This window comes from Agrobacterium sp. rho-8.1 (genome assembly GCF_033957725.1).
GTDB lineage: Bacteria > Pseudomonadota > Alphaproteobacteria > Rhizobiales > Rhizobiaceae > Agrobacterium.
The window spans coordinates 98225-117534 of the sequence record NZ_CP192790.1 but is presented as its reverse complement, the minus strand read 5'-3'; the positions used below and the strand labels follow the sequence as shown (position 1 = coordinate 117534).

Annotated in this window: 19 protein-coding genes and 1 pseudogene; 6 read left to right on the top strand and 14 right to left on the bottom strand. The window is 55.7% G+C overall.

All coding sequences use genetic code 11. The features are described 5' to 3' along the window. The first annotated feature begins 17 nt into the window (after window positions 1-17). Complete coding sequence (locus tag RMR21_RS23235; protein ID WP_498671936.1) at window positions 18-206, top strand: hypothetical protein; 189 nt, start codon at window positions 18-20, stop codon at window positions 204-206. A 136-nt stretch (window positions 207-342) separates the two neighbouring features. Here RMR21_RS23235 and RMR21_RS23230 read toward each other — a convergent pair whose 3' ends face one another. The 6 genes from RMR21_RS23230 to RMR21_RS23205 form a co-directional block, all read right to left on the bottom strand. Beyond that, entirely contained in the window at window positions 343-1062 is a 720-nt protein-coding gene (locus RMR21_RS23230; RefSeq protein ID WP_498671934.1) for a hypothetical protein, read from the bottom strand. Window positions 1063-1174: 112 nt separating this feature from the next. Next, entirely contained in the window at window positions 1175-1543 is a 369-nt protein-coding gene (locus RMR21_RS23225; RefSeq protein ID WP_498671932.1) for a hypothetical protein, read from the bottom strand. A 160-nt stretch (window positions 1544-1703) separates the two neighbouring features. After that, complete coding sequence (locus RMR21_RS23220; RefSeq protein ID WP_498671930.1) at window positions 1704-2366, bottom strand: DUF3313 domain-containing protein; 663 nt, start codon at window positions 2364-2366, stop codon at window positions 1704-1706. A gap of 119 nt (window positions 2367-2485) precedes the next feature. Then, window positions 2486-3850, bottom strand: coding sequence for an ATP-binding protein (locus RMR21_RS23215; RefSeq protein ID WP_498672256.1), 1365 nt, complete (start codon window positions 3848-3850; stop codon window positions 2486-2488). Then, window positions 3850-4611 carry a response regulator gene (locus RMR21_RS23210; RefSeq protein ID WP_498672254.1) on the bottom strand — a complete coding sequence of 254 codons (762 nt, stop codon included), beginning with the start codon at window positions 4609-4611 and terminating at the stop codon, window positions 3850-3852. The genes RMR21_RS23215 and RMR21_RS23210 overlap by 1 nt, the downstream gene beginning before the upstream one ends. 561 nt (window positions 4612-5172) lie before the next feature. After that, entirely contained in the window at window positions 5173-5583 is a 411-nt protein-coding gene (locus tag RMR21_RS23205) for a PleD family two-component system response regulator (protein WP_498672252.1), read from the bottom strand. Between the two features lie 238 nt (window positions 5584-5821). Here RMR21_RS23205 and RMR21_RS23200 point away from each other — a divergent pair, with 238 nt between their 5' ends. Then, window positions 5822-6166 (top strand): hypothetical protein, encoded by a 345-nt coding sequence (locus tag RMR21_RS23200; protein ID WP_498672250.1) that lies wholly within the window; start codon window positions 5822-5824, stop codon window positions 6164-6166. 281 nt (window positions 6167-6447) lie between these two features. Next, a complete protein-coding gene (locus tag RMR21_RS23195) occupies window positions 6448-7089 on the top strand; it encodes a TetR/AcrR family transcriptional regulator (RefSeq protein WP_498672249.1) in 642 nt (213 codons plus the stop codon). A 29-nt stretch (window positions 7090-7118) separates the two neighbouring features. Here RMR21_RS23195 and RMR21_RS23190 read toward each other — a convergent pair whose 3' ends face one another. The 3 genes from RMR21_RS23190 to RMR21_RS23180 all read right to left on the bottom strand — a co-directional run bounded on the left by RMR21_RS23190 (window position 7119) and on the right by RMR21_RS23180 (window position 12402). Beyond that, complete coding sequence (locus RMR21_RS23190) at window positions 7119-10256, bottom strand: multidrug efflux RND transporter permease subunit (protein ID WP_498672264.1); 3138 nt, start codon at window positions 10254-10256, stop codon at window positions 7119-7121. 6 nt (window positions 10257-10262) lie between these two features. Beyond that, entirely contained in the window at window positions 10263-11444 is a 1182-nt protein-coding gene (locus RMR21_RS23185) for an efflux RND transporter periplasmic adaptor subunit (RefSeq protein ID WP_498672248.1), read from the bottom strand. 577 nt (window positions 11445-12021) lie between these two features. Further along, a complete protein-coding gene (locus tag RMR21_RS23180) occupies window positions 12022-12402 on the bottom strand; it encodes a winged helix-turn-helix transcriptional regulator (protein WP_498672246.1) in 381 nt (126 codons plus the stop codon). A 153-nt stretch (window positions 12403-12555) separates the two neighbouring features. Here RMR21_RS23180 and RMR21_RS23175 point away from each other — a divergent pair, with 153 nt between their 5' ends. Both RMR21_RS23175 and RMR21_RS23170 read left to right on the top strand, forming a co-directional pair. Then, window positions 12556-12972, top strand: a complete 417-nt coding sequence (locus tag RMR21_RS23175) for a DoxX family protein (protein WP_498672245.1) — start codon at window positions 12556-12558, stop codon at window positions 12970-12972. 2 nt (window positions 12973-12974) lie between these two features. After that, on the top strand, window positions 12975-13718 hold the full coding sequence (locus tag RMR21_RS23170) for an SDR family NAD(P)-dependent oxidoreductase (protein WP_498672243.1): 744 nt from the start codon (window positions 12975-12977) through the stop codon (window positions 13716-13718). A 646-nt stretch (window positions 13719-14364) separates the two neighbouring features. On the opposite strand, the pseudogene RMR21_RS23165 reads toward RMR21_RS23170, so the two are convergent. The 4 genes and pseudogenes from RMR21_RS23165 to RMR21_RS23150 form a co-directional block, all read right to left on the bottom strand. Continuing rightward, window positions 14365-14719: pseudogene (locus RMR21_RS23165) on the bottom strand (nuclear transport factor 2 family protein). Between the two features lie 333 nt (window positions 14720-15052). Continuing rightward, complete coding sequence (locus RMR21_RS23160; protein ID WP_498672241.1) at window positions 15053-15682, bottom strand: VOC family protein; 630 nt, start codon at window positions 15680-15682, stop codon at window positions 15053-15055. Window positions 15683-15703: 21 nt separating this feature from the next. Then, window positions 15704-16438, bottom strand: a complete 735-nt coding sequence (locus tag RMR21_RS23155) for an SDR family NAD(P)-dependent oxidoreductase (RefSeq protein WP_498672012.1) — start codon at window positions 16436-16438, stop codon at window positions 15704-15706. Then, window positions 16435-17067 carry an NADPH-dependent FMN reductase gene (locus RMR21_RS23150; RefSeq protein ID WP_498672011.1) on the bottom strand — a complete coding sequence of 211 codons (633 nt, stop codon included), beginning with the start codon at window positions 17065-17067 and terminating at the stop codon, window positions 16435-16437. Before RMR21_RS23150 ends, RMR21_RS23155 begins: the two co-directional genes overlap by 4 nt. A 76-nt stretch (window positions 17068-17143) precedes the next feature. Between RMR21_RS23150 and RMR21_RS23145 the strand changes: the two genes are divergently transcribed. After that, window positions 17144-17521 (top strand): winged helix-turn-helix transcriptional regulator, encoded by a 378-nt coding sequence (locus tag RMR21_RS23145; RefSeq protein WP_498672239.1) that lies wholly within the window; start codon window positions 17144-17146, stop codon window positions 17519-17521. Between the two features lie 432 nt (window positions 17522-17953). Here the strand turns inward: RMR21_RS23145 and RMR21_RS23140 are convergent, their stop codons facing one another. Then, complete coding sequence (locus RMR21_RS23140) at window positions 17954-19141, bottom strand: MFS transporter (protein WP_498672237.1); 1188 nt, start codon at window positions 19139-19141, stop codon at window positions 17954-17956. Between the last annotated feature and the right edge of the window lie 169 nt (window positions 19142-19310).

The window sequence follows — 19310 nt, the reverse complement described above, 5'->3', positions numbered from 1 at the left end:
ACGGAGGACGGCGCATTTTGACAAAAGCGTCGGTGATCGCGGGCCTCCCGATAGGACGCCTCGTCTCGGCGATCGATTTCTTCGCGGCGGGCCTGTTGCCGCTGCCATGTTTCCCGACCCCGATCGCGCTGCTCAGCCTCGAGATACCGATTGTTGGAAAAGCCTGCTCGACGGTCGTAAGGATAATCGTCACCGACGCAGCCTGACAAGACTGGCAGAGCGAGCACACAAAGAACGGTTCCCATTTTCGTTTTCGCGAAAGACACTGTCTGGTCCTCTGGAGTATTTGCCTTCAAAAGCTAAGGCAGCGTGATTTGCGGGATCGGTGGAGAGCAATGCGGATCAATCCCGCTCCGCCATGCTGACCACCGCATCTCGACCCAGCTCAAGCGTTGTAAATGGCAAGGCTGCCGTTTGAATCAAAACATATCCGGCACCATTCAGTGCGGCGGTGCCAAACTCCGATGTCCGATTACCGTCTTCCAGTTCTGCTGTCCTTCGCTCAACTGTGTCGGGACGTGGGGGAGCTGTATTGAAGATTTTGTCGGCAAGCAGTGGATCCTGGCTTTCGCAACGAGGACTGCATCGGTCGTAATGGGCAACTCCGCCCGCTTGTACGATAGCCTCGACACTGGGTATAGCCTCGGTCTCCTTGGATCTTGCAGCTGCGTAGACAGGGCGTTTCGTCGGAACGACAGTGAAGGCGGGTGGTCCAGCTTCGGTTACCGCTTCATTGACCATCACGGTTGGAGGGGTGGTGTCGACGATGTCTTGGAGTGTCGACGAAGGGACCACTTTTTCTTGACCGACGGGATAGGATGCCACCGCATCAGTTGCGACCTGAGCATTTGACGAAGGGAAATTACTATAAGCGAACACACAAACTGTCGCAAGAACAAGTCCGCCCGCCACGATCGCGAGCAGGGCCGACGGACCGTACCTCGGCTTAGGGGAACTTAGCTCGAGATCGTGGCGATGCTGCCATACACGCTCGACGCGGATCACCCCACCGTTGGGAGCCTCCTGCGGGGAAATGATATCGCCTTCAAGGTGATTGGACATGGAATGCCTCTCGTTTGGCGTTGAATGATGATTGAGATCCGTGCTGGGTTGGCCTATGTCCGATACCTGGGGTTCGACCAGCCACCAGGACGAACCATAGCTCTTGCGTGTCTCAGTATTGGTCGTGGACGACACCCATGATATCGCCAGACCGCGATACGCTCACGAGCAGGTTGTCGCCGCCCCGGGTCGCCTTGACCAGATAACGCGGGCCAACATCTTCAACGTTCCTAACCCTATAGCCACGATCCTCAAGCAAGGTGATGACGTCATCAGGCCCAAAACTCGACTGTTGCCCGGACCAACGGCCTTGCGCATCGTGTTGCCGGTTCCACTTATTCAGGAAGTTGGATTCGGTACGCCCATCGACGGGATAGGAGTTTGACTGGTCATCATAGATGACCACCTGCGAATGGGCAGGCAGTGCGGTCATAGGACCAAAAGCTGCGACGGCACTCAAAGCGATGACATAACGTCTCATAAACTTTCTCCTTCGTTGAACGCAGCCCGGCGTTGTGGGCTGAGCCGTTTGGCCATATCGTTGCGCGGAGCAACAATCCAAAGCCATTGACTAGGCGACATCATGCATCTGGCGTCTGTTGCTGTGTATCGTTTGTTATTGCGTTATGTTGCGCTCATCCTCACGGGCGCAATTGCGCCAGGAGCGCATCCGCACCCTTGTCGATCGCGACCTGCGACGCTTTGAGAGCCCCGAAACTTGCACCTACATTCATCGCATTCGGGTACTGCTTGGAGACATAGGCCGACAACAACGTGTTGTTCGTCGCATCGTAGATCTCGACGGCGTAGGCTACCGAACCGGTCATTGACCCTTCCTTGTCGCGAGCAGCCTGCACCGCATTGAACACCCCTCCCCCGACATCGAGATGGGAGATCGGCCCGAGGACGGGCGTGGTGGTCTTTGCCCCAGTCAGCGTTAGATGGATGCGCAGCGTTCCCGGTGCGGGCGAACTGACGACGGAAAACCGTGTTCGCAGCTTCTGCGTGAACTGGGATTGCATATAGCTGGCCAGGGCCGTTTTGTCCTGCTCGCTGACTTTGACAAACTGATTGTCCGGGCCCCGATAGACCGTTACGGGATCGACGATAACCTTGTCATACTGCTTCCAGTTCGTCCCACTGTTGTAGCGATAGGGAACACGACCGCTGCGGTCACTTGGGTCAGCTTTGAGGTGCTGCGCAGAGGCAAGTCCGGTATAGGCTGTTGGGTCTGCGGTCGTGCAACTGCCAAGCGCGCAACTGGCGAAGACGAGGCTGATGCTGGCTTTGGAAAAGCTCTTCAATGGTTTGCTCCAGCCGGTGTGAATGCCGTGCGGCGAGTGTGGCTGGAGAAGCGATAGCTGACAGGGAGGTTGCTGTGTTTTCAGTAATGTTTGGAAATGTTCGCGCGCTCCGAACGCTTTCAGGCGATCGATACATCGGAGGGCAACGCGCTTAAGTGTACCGTATTCCCTTTCGGCAAGATCATTTCAACGACAAGCCCATTCGGCTCACGGTCCATCAACGTAAACCGGCCCTTGTGACCTATCGTGACGATTCCTTGCGCGATTGAGAGTCCCAGCCCGAAACCTCCGCTTTTGGCACCGGTCTGCCGGGATTCATCAGCCTTGAAAAAAGGCTCGAGAACCTTTTGCTTCAGGTGATCCGGAAGGCCAGGTCCATCATCTGAAACTTTAATGATCACGCCGTCACGGCGTTCTTCCAGTTGAATCTCGATATGTTCGGCATAGCGTGAGGCGTTATCAACGAGATTAGAAATTGCACGCGTCAGGCCCTGCGGCATGCAAACGAACTTCAGTCGCCGCGGACCGATAAAACAAATGCTTACGCCGGTGTCCGCAAAATCATCCGAAATCGTTTGCAGCAAACTCGACAGATCCACCTTGCGGGCTGGCTCGAATTTGTTGTCCAGAAAGCTGAGGCTGGCATCAATCAGCGAGGACAGCATGGTGACGTCAGCCACCATTAATTCCCTGAGAGCAGGTTCGCTTGATCGATCAATGCGCATGCGCAGTCTTGTGAGCGGCGTCCGGAGGTCATGGCTGATCGCCCGGAGGACCCTGGTCCGTTCGCGCAGCAATGTCTGAATACGGCCTTGCATCACGTTGAGGGACGCTGCCAGGCTCCGGATTTCGGATGCCCCTTCTGCTTTGAATGGCTCTTCGGAGTGATCGTCCATGCTGACGCGTCGTGCAGCGGCCGCGAACCGGACGAGTGGTTCAGTGATTAACCAGCTACCCAGATAAGCAAGCAATATGAGCGGTATGACAATCTTCAAAATCCCGCTTGCCATTGCGGGCGCAAGCCAGACACTGGTCGGAAAATAAGGCATCTCGAATGAGAGGGCTCTGGTTTCGTCGACTTTGACAGTCAGCCAAGACGAACTGGTGCTATCCGCGAACGCTTGACGGACAGCGCTCAAAAATCCATCGTTGATGAGCTCTTTAACGCGCAGTACAATTTCCCGGTTGGGCGCGCCTGGTTCATACACCATCGACGCTTTAGCGGCCGATGCGCGTTCAGTCGGAATGTGTACCTGGTCGGCAAATCGAAGCGCGGCATCTTCTTCCACGGGAGTCTTGCTGCGCGCGAACTGTTCGAGCACCATCTCGACGTGACCAGCGAATAAACCGATCTCGATTCCTTTGTCATGACGGCCGTAAATGAACGGCTCGGTGGTGGCCGCAACGGCTGAAACGAGAACGACCAGCAAGAGAGCGAGGAAAAAAAGCTGATTGCGGATGGATGTGCAGCGAAGGCCCTTCATCAGAGAATTTCCACCTGTGAAGCAAAGAGGTATCCCCCAAGCCGTACAGTCTTGATAAAAGTCGGCTCCTTCAAATTGGGTTCGATCTTCTGCCGGACACGGCTGATATGAGCATCGATGCTACGCTCAACCGGTCCAGCCGAGCCAGCGTGCGTCATCGCCAAAAGCTGCTCTCGCGTGAGAATTTTGTTCGGATGACAGCAAAATGCCCAAAGCAGATCGAACTCTGCGGTCGTCATAGAGACCTGAGCACCTTCGGCATCGAAAAGCTCACGGCTTCTAGGGTCTATCCGCCATCCCGAGAACGTCAAAGGCGTGCGTGCATCATCTGGCTCGTCGTGGGCAGACGCTCTTCTCAGGATGTTCCGTATGCGCGCTAGCAACTCCCGTGAATTGAATGGTTTGGTGACGTAATCGTCCGCCCCCAGCTCGAGTCCAAGGATCCGGTCTATATCATCGCGCAGCGCTGTCAGCATCAGTATCGGTGTTTTTCCAGAAGATCGAAGTCTCCTGCAAATGCTGAAACCATCTTCGCCAGGCAACATTCCGTCTAAGAGGATCAAATCAAAGCTATGGCGGGCAAGGATTTTATCCATTTCCCTCCCGTTCGTGACCGAAGCGGCGTCAAAGCCGTTGCCTTTGACCAGATCGACCAACATGCTCGCGATATCGCGGTCGTCTTCAACGATCAGAATTTTGGCTTGCGCTGACGCAACCGTTTTGGTCAATGAGATATTTCCTGGCTGCGGGGAGATCGTCATATCAATAACTCTTGGCCCGTCACCCCGGGCTGTTGTGTGACACACGCGGCCTTACCGCACTTCGCTCTATCCCTATCGAATCCTACGCAAGACTTTATTCCGAAATGTTGCAAGATGTTGCGGCACCTGGCGCAACTTCTTTAACGGGTAGTTGTTTTCTGGATCGTCATTCAACGAAATCTGGTGTCGACGATGACGGCCGCAATATAGCATGCCCTCACTGTCAATACCGAGAAGAATGCTGCGGACGCCCATGCGATCAGATGACATCTGGCACGTGACGGCGGGGGCAATTTCTCTGCGAACAGGACGCAAGTGTTCTTAGCCACCCGCGCTAGCGCCACCACGACGAAGAGCGCCAAGATAACATATCCGCTCAAAGATACCGCACTGATAAACCAGAACATTACGAGACATCCCCCCAAAACCCAGTACTCTTGTTTTGGAACCGCAATCCGCCAAACAGCAGCGAAGCGGGAAAACCGGCTCAATTGCGATCTTCGGGCGGTTATATCTGTAACCACAGAAACCGGGAAGACCCTGACCGAACTACCTTGTTTATCAGGATTGAACATCTATCCTGCCCTTGCGGTTTTGCGAGATGCGCAAAGCATTTACAGCGGTGGCCCACCAGCGGACGCTGCGCGATTCCTGTTCCTTCGAAAATATCAACCGCGCAGCCCCGGAGTTTTGTCTTTCAGGTGGCGCTGATCGAGCGAGGAAATCTATTCTTTCGATAAATGCTTTGCTATCGAACCTCTTTGCACCAATCGCCATGCCATCGTTAGAGATGCCAGCATGGAAAAAGACTTCGAGATTGATGACTGGTATAGCGCGAATATTTCGCAGGATGTCGATGTCCGGTCGACTCGTTATGGCAAAAACAAACTTGTCCGACCGAAGGGCATCAAAAGCCTCGGGCACGGTGGACACGCAGATGGACTGGTATCCATGCTCTGCCAGCCGGGCCACGATCGTCGCACCGGCTTCCTTGGGTAGAAAGACCAGTATGTTTGAAGCTGTTGGGGGGTAGAGCATATTGCGTTTTCCTCATCCATGATGACGAAGAATAACTCGGCCCGTTGCAGCACTGTGTTTGGTTTTGTGTATTTTTATGTGCGGGAAGCATGGCCGCAACAAAACATAATCAATCGAAACGCAAAGACACGCGTCTCTGAACTAATCTGCCTGAAAAACCGGAGAGCGTTAGATGTTGAATCTTGTCGGGTTGTGGGCGTTAAAAAGTGTTTGCCTTTATATGCCAGAGCCACGGGCGATCAAATTGTTTGAAAGTGTCTGCGAGGCAGAGGGTGTTGCGACGTTCAGTGCGACAACGCCAGATGAGTTTGAGCTGGCAGCTCGGAACCACCAGTTTGCAGCAATTGTAACTGTAGCTGCCTGCATTGACGAAATTCGGTTGGTGAGCAATCTACCCATCGTCGATATTCAACCCCTTATAGACGATTGGCTTGCAGCGGGTTCATTTCAAAAATTGACGGGTATCGACAACCTGACGTTTCTTCATGGTACCTGTTTCATCGCCACACGACGATGAGAAGGTTTCCTCGTCACCTACTGCTCCGCTGTTCTTTGCCAAGCGCAAAGAAAGCAATTTTCATTGCCGAGCTCGCCAATGGTTGGCTCACCTCATGGCAATGACAGCAAAGGAGCCGACTTTCTTCACGTAGAATTCACGGGACATGTGCACAGGGACTGTACACCTCATCGGCATGCGGGGCGCCGCCGGTGGCGATCAGCGCAAGCGACGCAATATCTAGGCGGGCACTGGATCGTTACGGGTTGGCACGAATGACCCATTAGAATATCAGTCTTGGTATGAGACAATCGACTAATTCAGGCTCCGGGGGACGTCCCACTCAGGAAGCAACCGCGCAATTGTCGGGCAAAATCCTCGACGTAGCAGAAACTTTGTTTCTGGCGCAGGGTTTCGAGCGGACATCGATCGATCAAATCGCCACGACGGCGCATGTAGCCAAGCGCACATTATACGCACGCTTCGCAGACAAGGACGCCGTCTTTGACGCGGTAGTCAAGAGACGTATTGACCACAACCTGCTGGAGATAGATAGCCTCGACCTGCAGGGCTTGAAACTCGAAGACAAACTGTTGAAGCTGGCCCATCTTCTACTCGAGCACGTCCTCCAGCCCGAGGCAATCGAACTGGACAGGGCGATCACGGCTGAAGCAGTCCGTTTCCCCAATCTTGCGCGCCTCTACAGAGAGCATGCAGCTCCTCGCTATGTGGGATATATTGCGCAGGTGCTGATCTCTTCGGCGGAGTATGGTTCAGGCGAGCAAGGAGATGCGCAACGGGATGGGAGCAATTTTCTAGTTTTGATAGTGCTGCCACTTCTACGAACGGCGCTTTTTTCGACATCAGACCAAGTCAGAAGCGAAATCGAGGGTGGCGTCATAGAAGACCGTGTCCGATTCTTCATAAAGGGCATTCGGCCATGAGCCGACAATGCCCTTCATCGTGTCCTTAGTCACTCGGCCGGGACGGCTTGCTTCGCAGGATCCGGTTTGCGTTTCGCCGGGTCCTTGCTGAACTTCATCACGAACGCGAAAAATACCGGCACGAAGAAGATCGCGAGGATCGTGGCAGAAATCATACCTCCGAGGACACCTGTCCCGATCGCCGTTTGGCTCCCCGACCCTGCGCCTGTAGCAATCGCCAAGGGAACCACGCCCAGAGCGAAGGCGAGTGACGTCATCAGGATTGGTCGGAAACGAAGGTGGGCAGCCTCCACAGCTGCATCGAACGTCGACTTACCCTCAGCCCTGAGGTCCTTGGCAAATTCAATGATCAGAATGGCATTCTTCGCTGAGAGTCCCATGATGGTGATCAAGCCAACCTTGAAATACACATCGTTCGGCATGTCACGCAGCATTACTGCACCGACCGCACCAATCACGCCAAGTGGAATGACCAACAACACCGAAAGTGGTATCGCCCAGCTTTCATAGAGAGCTGCAAGGCAGAGAAACACCAGTATGACGGACAGGCCCAAAAGCATCGGCACCTGCGAGCCGGACTGGATTTCCTGTAGCGACTGCCCGCTCCATTCGTATCCAAAACCGGATGGCAGCGCGCCAGCAATCCGTTCGACCTCGGTGATGGCATCGCCAGAGGAGTAACCGGGGGCCGCCTGACCGCTGAAACGGACAGCCGGGAAGCCATTGTAACCGACGATCTGCGCCGAACCCTTGGTGAACTCATATCTGGCGAAGGCCGAGATCGGCACCATGCCGCCTTCGGAATTTCTCACCGTCAGTTTCATCACGTCAAAGATCGTACCGCGCTTGTTGGCATCGGCCTGCACGGTAACCCGCTGCATGCGCCCGGCATTGGGGAAGTCGTTGACATAGGCAGAGCCGAGGCTGGTGCTGATGGTCTGATTGATGTCGGCGAAGGTGACGCCATAGGTGTTGGCCTTCTCGCGATCAATGGTCAGCACAGTTTGCGGTGCATCGGCCAGACCCTCAACCATGACCCGAGCAAGAATTGGACTTTTGCCGGCCTCTGACATGAACTGGTCACGCGCGGCATTCAAAGCCTCCGTACCTTGGTTACCGCGATCCTGAAGCCGGAACGCAAATCCATTGGAGGTGCCAAGGCCAGAAATCGCGGGCGGCGACAGGGCGTAAGCCGTCGAGTCCTTGATGGCCTGGAAGCCGGCATTGAACTTGTTCGACAAAGCCTTGGCCGACTGCTCAGCGGTCCGTTCGCTCCAATCCTTCAGGGTGATGAACGAAAGTCCGGCGTTCTCGCCTGACCCGGAGAAGCTAAAGCCACTGATCGCCACAATGCGATCAACCGACGGTTCGGACGTGACGACCTTCTCCATTAGCTTGATAGAATCGAGCGTCCGTTCCGCCGTAGCATCGGCCGGACCCTGGACCTGGGCGAGCAACGTGCCCTGATCTTCATCAGGAAGGAAGGAAGATGGCAATTGCAGGAACATCCAGGCCGTCGCTGCTGCTACGACGAGGTAGATCAGCATGACGCGTCCTGAACGCTTGATCAGGCGCCCTACCCAACCACTGTATGTATGGGAACCACGGTCAAAGCCACGGTTGAACCAACCGAAGAAACCCTTCTTAGTGTGAGTGTGCCCCTTTTCGACAGGTTTGAGAAACGTCGCACAGAGAGCAGGGGTTAGCGTCAAGGCGAGGAAAGCAGAAAACAGGATCGACGCCACCATTGTCAGTGAAAATTGCTTGTAGATAACGCCGACTGCACCCGGGAAGAATGCCATCGGAACGAAAACCGCAGTCAGCACCAAAGTAATGCCGACCACCGCGCCGGTTATCTGCGTCATTGCCTTCTTGGTCGCCTCTTCCGGCGAAAGCCCCTCCTCCGTCATAATGCGCTCGACATTCTCAACCACGACGATCGCATCATCCACCAGAATACCGATGGCCAGAACCATGCCGAACATCGTCAGCACGTTGATCGAGAAACCGAGCACGAACATCACACCGCAAGCGCCTAGCAACGCGATCGGCACGACGATTGTCGGAATGATGGTGTAGCGGATATTTTGCAGGAAGAGGAACATGACGAGAAAGACGAGGACCATCGCCTCGGCCAGCGTCATCAAAACCTGTTCGATGGAGATATAGACGAATGGCGTGGTGTCGTAGGGGACCGAATATTCGATGTCTTCGGGAAACGACGGTGCCAGCTCTGCCAGCCGCGCCTTAATTGCCGAAGCAGTGATCAGCGCATTCCCGCCCGGTGCAAGCTCGATCGACGCACCGGCAGCAGGTTTGCCATTTATCCTGACCGAGGTGGCATAGCTGTCGGCACCGACTTCGATCCGGGCTACGTCTCGCAGTCTAACTGTCGAACCGTCTGTTTCGGCACGGAGTACGATCTGGCCGAATTCGTCCGGCGAGGTTAGCTGCCCCTTGATCAACAGCGATCCCGTGGTGCGCCTGTCTGGCACCGATGGTGCCGTTCCGAGACGGCCGGCAGCAACCTGAGCATTCTGTGCCTGGATAGCACTTGTAACGTCAGCTGGCGTCAGATTGAGACCAAGCAGTTTATCAGGATCAATCCAGACGCGCATGGCACGCTCGCTGCCGAACAGCTGGGCATTACCGACACCCGGAACGCGCCGCAACTCGTTGGCAACATTACGGCTCATGTAGTCGCCCAGCGCGATACCGTCCATCGAGCCGCTCTTTGATGTCAGAGCCACCAGCAGCAACGTACCACCGCCTGCAGTATCGACACTAATACCCTGCTGGACGATGGAGGATGGCAGTCTGGCCTCAACGCGGCGAACACGGTTCTGAACTTCGACAGCCGCCGTTTCGGGAACCGTACCTGGTTCGAACGTCACGGTAATGGTGATAGCACCTTGGGCATTCGAGGTGGATTCGTAGTAGAGCAGCCCCGGAATTCCGTTAAGCTCTTCCTCCATCAGACGCGTCACACCCTCATAGGTGTCTTCAGGCGATGCACCGGGGTAGGTAGCGGAGATGGTGATCTGCGGAGGTGCCACATCCGGGTATTGGGAGATGGGCAACACGGTCAGCGAAATTGCGCCTGCCAGCATGATGGCAATGGAGAGCACCCAGGCAAATACGGGGCGGTCGATAAAGAATGCGGGGATCAAGGATCAACCCTCCTTTTTCGGGGAGGCGCCAGCGGCGACTGGATTGATCCATGCCTCAGCCTTTACGGCTTGGCCGGGTCCGACCTTCTGAAATCCTTCAACGATCACCTTGTCGTTGGCATTAAGCCCTTTGATGACCACCCATCGGCCATCGATTATCCATCCGAGCGTGACCTCCCTGACTTCGACCTTGCCCTCGGCATTGACGATGTAGAGCTGTGGCTTTCCAGCGGTATCGCGCTGGACGGACTGCTCGGGCACAGCAAAGCTTCCTTCGAGCGCTCCCTGCTGGAGCCTTGAGCGGACATACATGCCCGGTAAAAGATTGCGCTCCGGGTTAGGGAATTCGCCACGTAAGATGAGCTGGCCTGTCTGGGCATTGACGCTTGCTTCGGAAAAAAGAAGTTTGCCGTCGTGCGGATAGGGACGCCCCTGCTCCGTTACCAGCTTCATGCTGACGCCACCGGCGGCATCTTCCTTGAGGTCGCCATTCTTGATGGCGTTGCGCAAAAGGATCAATGTGTCGGCAGGCTGCGTAAAGTCCGCATAGATCGGGTCGATCTGCTGGATCGTCGCCATCACGTCAGAGGTCGGGCTCACGAGCGTGCCCTCCGTAATCAGCGCGCGACCTATATTGCCACTGATTGGAGCCTTGATCTGCGTATATTGCAGTTCGAGTTGTGCGGAGCGGAGATCTGCCTGGGCGCGGGCAACATCTGCGTTGCTTTGGGCCAATTGCCCGACGGCCGTCTCGCTGTCATCGGCGCTGGCTACACCCTTTTGCTGCAGTTGGGTCTGCCTGTCTGCCTTTTGCCCTGCCAGTTTCTGGGCAGCAAGTGCCGCGTCCAGAGTTGCCTGCGCAGAATCGACTTTCGCCTGAAATGGCGCCGGGTCGATCACGTAAAGAAGATCGCCCTCATCGACCGTTGTCCCCTGTTTAAACACACGCTTCTGCACGAGACCGGTGATCCGGGGGCGCACATCTGCAGTGATCATAGGTGAAACGCGGCCGGGCAGTTCGCTGACAACCGGGATCGTCTCAGGTTTGACTTCCACGATCGAAACCGGCATTGGCGGTCTTTCGACCGCCTGTTTCTGTTCCCCCTCCTCTTTTCCGCATGCGGCGAGCGACAAGACGGTGCAGGCCAGAAAGGCCAAGCGGATTTTGTTGGTAGCACGTTGCATGTTTTATCCTGGATGGGTTTGATAGGTCTGCAGACCATGGGAAGATCGCTCGCGGCGCAAACACATGAGAGCCAAAATCATCGGGTTGCGATAGACGCGTGATCAAATCTCAATTCGCTATAGACGTGCGAACTCTAACATCGATCCGCATGGGGCAAGCATGGGGTAAGACTTCCCCCATGCGGTTCATGGCCAGCCTGCGACAATTGACGCGTACTGGACCTTGAATGATGTCATCAACACCGACCTCACACGGAACGGTGCATCCAGATTGGTTGCCAGATCTAACTGTATTTTTGGATGCTTATATATTCAGAAATGTTGCGCCGGCTAATTTCAGATGCCTAAAAGCCTGCAATCATACCGCCCGTCTGTGCCTGCATGGTCTGTCGAAGTGGCTTTAAATGTTCAGCTGCGCACAGCGAAATCTGGTACGGATTGTTGTCATCGCGCGTAGGGCCCCGTTGCAGACTAAGCCGTTCATTACGTCACCCGATCAAACCTCCTCTTGCCGCTGGGCATGAAAGTGTCGGCACACACTGTGAGTTGAGGACTTATTTTGATAAACCGATATAGATCAGACTTTGCGCTTTCGTCCGCTCCCGACCGGCCGTTTTACGGACACGGTAGAGCCATATTTCGTCCACCATGCCGCCAGCGCTTCCATGGTTGGGCCCAGCCCGCGCGCCTTATCAGTCATCTCATAATCAACCCGGGGCGGAACCTCCGCGAAGACCGTTCGCGACACCAGTCCGTCTTCCTCTAGTTCACGCAGCTGAGCGGTCAGCATATGCTGCGTGATACCCGGGATAGCCTTGCGCAGCTCGCCGAAGCGGTAAATTTGCTGGTTGAGCAGCCACATGATTTCGAGCTTCCACTTGCCCGACAATAACGAGAATGCGCGGCGCATTTCCTCATGCATATTAACTTCTTCGTGGTCATTGGTATGTTTTTCCATACTAACCCCAGGTTATTCATCCTACTTGTCATCGGTGATGTTACACTACATCTTCAGGGTATGCAGTAGGCTGCGCCGATACATCTTTATCCCCGGCCGCTAAACATCAACACCACCAGTGTTGTCGCGACAGCGGCAGCAGTCGGAGAAACTATGCTTACGATCTACATCTACTGGATCAGCACGGGTCTGTTGTCCCTGCTCTATCTGTTTTCGGCATTCACCTATGTCACGAAGCCGGTCTGGGTTCGCGGCGTTCTTACGGATCTCGGCTATCCCAGCTACCTGCTGCAGTTCATGATCATCGTGAAGGTCCTTGGCGCCGCTGCCATTTTGTCGCGCTTCAACGTTGCGCTGAGCGATCTCGCTTACGCCGGTATTTTCTACCATCTGATCCTGTCCGGCATGGCACACCTCGGCGTGAAGAAACCCCAAGGCGCCCTCCCCGCCGTCATCGGAATGATCCTGCTAATCGCGTCGTTCACCACCCAGAATGCTGCGCGGGCAACCCCTTCGGCATACGCGCATCTCGCATCAACTCACTCATCAACAAACATCGAAAGGCTCTGAACATGAACCGTCTTGCCGGAAAAGTCGCCGTGGTAACCGGCGGCAGCCGTGGCATCGGCCGCGCGACCGCCAAATTATTTGCAGAGGAAGGCGCAAAAGTTGCAGTCGTGTCGCGAACCCGTGCCAACATCGACGCGGTCGTAGCCGAGATCGAGGGTGCGGGCGGCACGGCCATTGGCGTTGTTTGTGACGTCAGCGACGGGGACCAGATCAAGGTTGCTATAGAACAGGTCGTCGTAGCCTTCGGAGGGATCGACATCCTCGTCAATAACGCATTCGACCCATCCGCGCCTAACTCGTCGATCCTTGATCTGTCAGTCGAACAGCTTCAACGCAATTTCGAGATGGGTCCGATTTCTTATCTGAGGCTGATGCAAGCAGCACATCCGCATTTGAAGGCAAGTGGTGAGGGACGTATCATTAACTTCGGCTCGATGGCGGGCGTCATGGGCCTGGCAGGCTACGGTCCCTACAACATGGCGAAGGAAGCGGTTCGGGCGTTGACCCGGACGGCTGCGCGCGAATGGGCCGCCGACAAGATCACCGTCAACAACCTTCTGCCCCTTGCTCTGACATGGGGAGAAGACGCGGGCGTGCCCGAGCCGACCAATCCACTTGGCCGCTACGGCGACCCTGAACACGATGTTGCGCCGGTCGTCCTTTTCCTTGCCAGCAAGGACTCGCAATACATGACGGGATACAGCCTCACCCCGGATGGCGGCTCCCTTATAGACAGCGCGCGCTGATCGATCAGCCGCCAACGGTGTTGCCGTTAGCGGCGTTGCTTAAACTCCCGACAGAAGGAAGATTTCGTGATCGATCATCTCAGCTTCAGCGTAACCGACTTCGCAAGATCCCCGATTTTCGACCGAGCATTGACGCTGCTGGGTGTCGGCCGCTTGTTTCACATTACTTGGGGGCTGGTCGAGAAAGCTGCATATGGCAATACAGCCGACCTATTCCGATCGCCTTTGTGATAGAGGCTCGTCAATCAGAGAACGAATTCTTTTCAAATCTGAAAGAACCTATGGCCTCCGTCGCCGTGGACGCGTGTCGCGATCGCTCGTGGCGATCCTCCGTTCCCACCGGGAGATGGCCCAGCTGTTACAGTTGTCATCAAATCTCTGACTTTTGAGTCGATTAAGGCTGATGCTGCATGGAGGAAACGTTTTGATTGAGAAAGCGTTGGTCTATGACACCACGCTCTTTGCGGGCCATGAGGAGGGCGGGCGGACTTGGGCCGATTTGCCGGCCTGATTGGCATTTGCAAAATGAATGGCATGGAGCCCCACGTTTACCGGCCCGTGGGTGTAATAATCCGGTAACATTTCAGTGGGGGCGCTCCACATTGGCGTGCCCCCACCATACAACATTCTCAGTCATTTCCGGCTGTCAGGCTTCTGGGACGATTGCCCGGTTCACCAGCAGCGCATCGACATATTGACCCATGCTGGCGATCTTGCCGTCGCGGACCTCGTAGAGATGGGCAAAGTGCGCCGTCATCGACTTGCCCGTCGCCTTAAAGGTGCCGGAGTAGATACCGAACGCCGCAACACGATCGCCGTCCTCCATAAAGGTATGGACTTTTGCGTTATAGCCAATCCACTCCGTGCCGAGCTTTTGGAACACCCCGGCGACAATGGCTTCCGGGCCGACATAGGTACCCGCAATGGGGGAAACCTTCGGCTTCCGTCCACGTCGCATCGGGCGCCAGGGCCGAAAGCAGGTTGCGGCCATTACCCAACAGTCTCCGGCGGCTTCACCGCCACCGAGCGCACCCGTTTCCAGTCCATGCCGTCAACGAGCGCCATAAGCTGGGCATGGTTCAGCTGGACTCGGTTGTACCCTAGCCGCAGGTCTAGACATAGATCCTCACATTCAGAGAACTCGTATGCCCGAAATTACCCTACTCAGCATCAGCCGCGCCAGATGGGGTCTCCTTGCCGCTTACCCAACTGCTGAAGCGGCTCGATTTGTTTCTGGGCGGGATTTCGGCGCAATGGCGGAGCGACGGACGCGAAAAGCTCAAGGCAATGGTGCTGTGGCGCTATAGACGCACAATGTCGATCAAGCATCGCATCTACATCATGACACGTGGATCGTAAGGAGTGAGGGGGAGGAATTCTCCTGCACGTGCACGAACATGTAACTCCCACGCAGAATGTTCGAGTTGGTATGCGGCGATCATCTTTTCCGGGTCGACGAACACGCCAAGTGGATTGGCCGCGAACTCCGGCGAGGTGCGGATATATTCACTAGAGGTTGATGGGTTGCCGAAATTATCTACGTTGAGCTCAACGCTGTTTCCATCGGGATCGGAGTAGTAAAACGCCGTTTGCAGACCAGCGTCCGTGCATAGAACTGGGAGAATTCCAAGGGCCTTCAGCCGCTCATACGTTCCTAACAGATCCTCAAGCCTCGGGTACTCAAACGCAAAATGCTGGACGCGCGCGTGGATAGCGCGGTTCGGATCGGCTTCCACACCAGGCAACTCCACGATTGCGAGGCGGTGGTTCGCCCCATCGTTACTTAGCCAGGTCGTCTTAATCGGTGGAAGGTCCTCGTGGCCGACCGTTGCCGAAGGTGTTGTATGAACGACGATCATGCCAAGTACCTGTCGGTACCAGTCTATCATCGGCTTTGCCTCCCGCGTTGTCAGGCCAAGATGATGGAGGCGAGGATGGATGATTGTTTCAGTGTTAAGTCCCATCTTTCTGTCCTTTGCTACTCGTCAAACCTGTGCGATACCACCGTCTACGAAAACTTCACTCCCGGTCATAAACGCGCTGTCGGAGGAGGCAAGGAATGCTGCAACGGCAGCAGCGTCCTCAGGATCGCCTGCACGGCCCAGCGGCACCTGACCGGCGATCGCGTCCAGGTGTGTTTCGCTGAGCGAGTTCAGCACCGCCTCGGTTCGCATGGGGCCGGGCGAAAGGACATTGACCCGGATACCCGTGCCGCGCAGATCCTCTGCCCAGTTCCGGGCGAAACTGCGCACTGCAGCCTTTGTCGCTCCGTAGACGCTCATACCTCCAGCGCCGGTGGAGCCTGCGCTGGAGCCAGTGAGGATAATAGAGCCTCCCGCCGCCATCAACCGCAATCCCTTCTGGACGGTAAAAAGCGTACCCCTGACATTAACGTCGAGGATCCGATCCAAGTGATCGGCCGTGATTTCGGACAGTGGGACAAACTCGCTTATTCCCGCGTTGGCGACCAGTATGTCGACTGTTCCACGTTCTGCTTTCACTGTATCGAACAGACGGTCAAGGTCGGCCAGATCCGCCACCGAGCCCTGCACTGCGCGGGCGCTGGGGCCTAGTTCCGTCACTGCGGCATCCAATGTTGCTTGCCTCTGCCCGAAGATAAATACGAATGCTCCTTCTTCGATGAAGCGCTTTGCAGTTGCGAAACCAAGGCCGCTCCCGCCACCTGTAATCACTGCTGTTTTGCCGTCGAGCATTCTCATCGGATGTCTCCTGCAATAACTTGAACGGGGGACGATGAACGGTCAGCGGCCTTGGCGGCCATCGTTGCCCTTGCCCACCAGAGCAGCGCATCAAGAGCTGTCTTTGCGGATGGCAGGATCCCTGCCTCAATCTCTTCGATCGGCTTGTTGCCATAGGCAGGATGAACAGTCATGAAGTCACTACCACCTATATGGACGGCGGCATGCGTAGACACCATCTGCAATTCAGCACCGATCCCTCGCAAATGCTCTATGGCGCGCGAGGCACCGGTTCCGCCATAACCGATCGCCGTGAAAGGTTTCCGGATCCACTCGTTATAGGCTTGATCTAGTGCGTTCTTGAGCACGCCGGTGATCGAGTGGTTATACTCCGCCACGACGAAGATGTAGCCATCAAACCGGCCGATGGTGTGCTGCCAGCGAACCGCTTCAGCGCTTTGACTAGGCATCCAGAGGTTGGAGGCATACTCGTCGAAGAATGGCATCGGGTGATCACGCAGGTCGATAATCTCGGCCTCCATGTCACCACGAGCATGAACCTGTTTCAGTATCCATTGTGCAGGGACATCTGCGTACCTGCTGGGGCGGGTGGAGCCAATAATGACCGCGATTTTTGGCTTAGCAAACATGATAACCTCGTGTAATCAGCTTTCTTAGTGAAACCTGATTACGTAAGGTTTTCATTGCGGACAAGGAGGCACTTTTATGAAACTAGATGACCATTTGGAAACCAATCCCTGCGAGCACATCAGTCGTATGCTGGCTAGAATCAGCGGAAAATGGACCGTTTTGATAGTAGGAGCGCTAAGTCAGCAGCCGATGCGCTTTAACACGTTGCGACGAACTGTTGGTGAGATTAGCCAGAAAGTGCTGGCATCGACGCTGCGGGATCTTGAAGAAAATGGGTTTATCTTGCGAACCGTGATGCCGACCAATCCTCCACAGGTGGAATACGCCCTTACAAGCCTTGGCCAAGATTTTGTAACACCGGTCCAAGTGCTGGCTGACTGGGCCGTCGAAAACTCCGCGCGCATAGACGCCGCACGTTCAGCCTATGAACAATCCAGGACGTTCCAAAAGTAACAGCGGTTGACGTATATGCTCGGCAGCCGCAATGAAATGTACCCATAACCCAGCGGATCACATAGCCACACCATGCCTTTGTGGTTTGGCACACAACTTGTCGGGGAGGGTTTCATACGGCGGATGTTTGAGGAGACCGCTCAATTGATGATGACACGCATGGCGAAATGGTGCTGGCTATAGGCATGGGTGTGATCAAGTCTACAGAAATCATCCAGTCAACGTGATAATTAATAAGGCGTTATTATGCGTATCGGCGTTGGGACGCCCTGCTAATTTACAGTATTGATGCCGATCGTCCCGTTCGTACCACTATAAATAAAAAGGATCGCTGCCAATCGACACCCATGCCTGTCCCAACCACCACGAGCAGAAGCAGGCTGGCCAATGCGGCAATCGATTTCCCGATCCTTTTGATATGGATGTTGTCGTTCAGCCGGCTGCTAAAGTCTCCCGACTGATTGCCCACACAATCAGCCCGAGCAACACAATCGCCGCTTGCCCGGCCAGTAACAGGTACCAGCCACCCGCAGCCCAGAGGTATCCTGCCAAGATAGAACCGACGGCGCCGCCGGTGAAATTGCAGACAACGAACGCTGTGTTTAGACGGCTTCGTGCCTCAGGCGCGAGCGAGAAGAGGCGGGTGTGGTTCAGAACGCTTGCACCTTGCAGCGCTATGTCGATGAAGAGGACGGCCAGGAGCAGCATCCAGATGGAACTGCCTCCTGCTGCGGCGATGCCGATCGAGACGAGAGTGAGGCCGAGAGCGGACCCTGTTGCCGGGACAGACAGGCCGCGATCATGCAGCATACCCGCCCGCCGAGCGGCCAAGGCACCGGCCAAACCGACCAGGCCAACGAGGCCGATCTGCATTACGGAGTAAGAATAGGCCGGGGAACTGAGCAGGAAGGTAAGTCCGGTCCAGAACATGGTGAAGACAGAGAACCCACACGCACCGAGAAGCAGTGTGACCTGAATGGCCCGGTTGCGCGCCACAGTCGTGGCGATGGACAGGAGGAGCACGCCATAGGACATGCGTGTACGCTGCGTGTCGGCAGGCAGCCTGAACGCCAGCAGGCCGGCTAGGCCCAGGGTAACGACAGCAGCGACCAAGTATATCGAACGCCAACCGAAAAGGTCCGCAAGCAAACCGCTGATGGTTCGCGACAATAGGATGCCCGTCAGTGCGCCTGCGGCAATCGACCCGATGACGTGGCCGCGTTGGCCGTCCCTTGCCAAGTCTCCTGCAAGCGGGAGAAGCAGATGTCCTGACACGGTTGTCAGGCCGACAGCGGCCAAGGTCCCTAAAAGGATGGTGTAGTTGGGAGCCAGGGCACAAGCGAACAGAGCCAACGCCGCCATTGTCATAACCGCCGGTATCAACCGGCGGCGATCGAGGGCGTCGCCCAGCGGGACGAGCAGCAACACGCCAAGGGCGTAGCCGAGCTGGGTCACCGTGATCAGCGAACCGGAAGCCGCAAGCGGAAAATCCAAGGCCGCCGATATCTCGGTGAGCAAAGGCTGCGCCCAATAAAGGTTACCGACGGCAGAGCCAGCGGCAACCGCGAACAAGAAGATCATGCTAGCGGACATTCCGCGTGCCTCGGAATTTATTGTCATTTCAGTTCCTTGCTTTGCGGTAAAAGCATAAGAAAGCGTTTCAAGCAGTATGCTATTTGCCAAACACTAATAGACCCAGACATTGATTGGTGCATATCTGGTGAGCCATCTACCGCTGAGGTGGCGGTCGCAGATTTGCGGTTGCGAGTTGTGTGGTCCGTCCCTTGTG

Excerpts from the sequence above, each read along its gene's own strand:
- RMR21_RS23230 (WP_498671934.1), bottom strand. The coding sequence starts at position 1,062 with ATGTCCAATCACCTTGAAGGCGATATCATTTCCCCGCAGGAGGCTCCC.
- RMR21_RS23225 (WP_498671932.1), bottom strand. The coding sequence starts at position 1,543 with ATGAGACGTTATGTCATCGCTTTGAGTGCCGTCGCAGCTTTTGGTCCT.
- RMR21_RS23215 (WP_498672256.1), bottom strand. The coding sequence starts at position 3,850 with ATGAAGGGCCTTCGCTGCACATCCATCCGCAATCAGCTTTTTTTCCTC.
- RMR21_RS23210 (WP_498672254.1), bottom strand. The coding sequence starts at position 4,611 with ATGACGATCTCCCCGCAGCCAGGAAATATCTCATTGACCAAAACGGTT.
- RMR21_RS23200 (WP_498672250.1), top strand. The coding sequence starts at position 5,822 with ATGTTGAATCTTGTCGGGTTGTGGGCGTTAAAAAGTGTTTGCCTTTAT.
- RMR21_RS23195 (WP_498672249.1), top strand. The coding sequence starts at position 6,448 with ATGAGACAATCGACTAATTCAGGCTCCGGGGGACGTCCCACTCAGGAA.
- RMR21_RS23185 (WP_498672248.1), bottom strand. The coding sequence starts at position 11,444 with ATGCAACGTGCTACCAACAAAATCCGCTTGGCCTTTCTGGCCTGCACC.
- RMR21_RS23180 (WP_498672246.1), bottom strand. The coding sequence starts at position 12,402 with ATGGAAAAACATACCAATGACCACGAAGAAGTTAATATGCATGAGGAA.
- RMR21_RS23175 (WP_498672245.1), top strand. The coding sequence starts at position 12,556 with ATGCTTACGATCTACATCTACTGGATCAGCACGGGTCTGTTGTCCCTG.
- RMR21_RS23170 (WP_498672243.1), top strand. The coding sequence starts at position 12,975 with ATGAACCGTCTTGCCGGAAAAGTCGCCGTGGTAACCGGCGGCAGCCGT.
- RMR21_RS23160 (WP_498672241.1), bottom strand. The coding sequence starts at position 15,682 with ATGGGACTTAACACTGAAACAATCATCCATCCTCGCCTCCATCATCTT.
- RMR21_RS23155 (WP_498672012.1), bottom strand. The coding sequence starts at position 16,438 with ATGAGAATGCTCGACGGCAAAACAGCAGTGATTACAGGTGGCGGGAGC.
- RMR21_RS23150 (WP_498672011.1), bottom strand. The coding sequence starts at position 17,067 with ATGTTTGCTAAGCCAAAAATCGCGGTCATTATTGGCTCCACCCGCCCC.
- RMR21_RS23145 (WP_498672239.1), top strand. The coding sequence starts at position 17,144 with ATGAAACTAGATGACCATTTGGAAACCAATCCCTGCGAGCACATCAGT.
- RMR21_RS23140 (WP_498672237.1), bottom strand. The coding sequence starts at position 19,141 with ATGACAATAAATTCCGAGGCACGCGGAATGTCCGCTAGCATGATCTTC.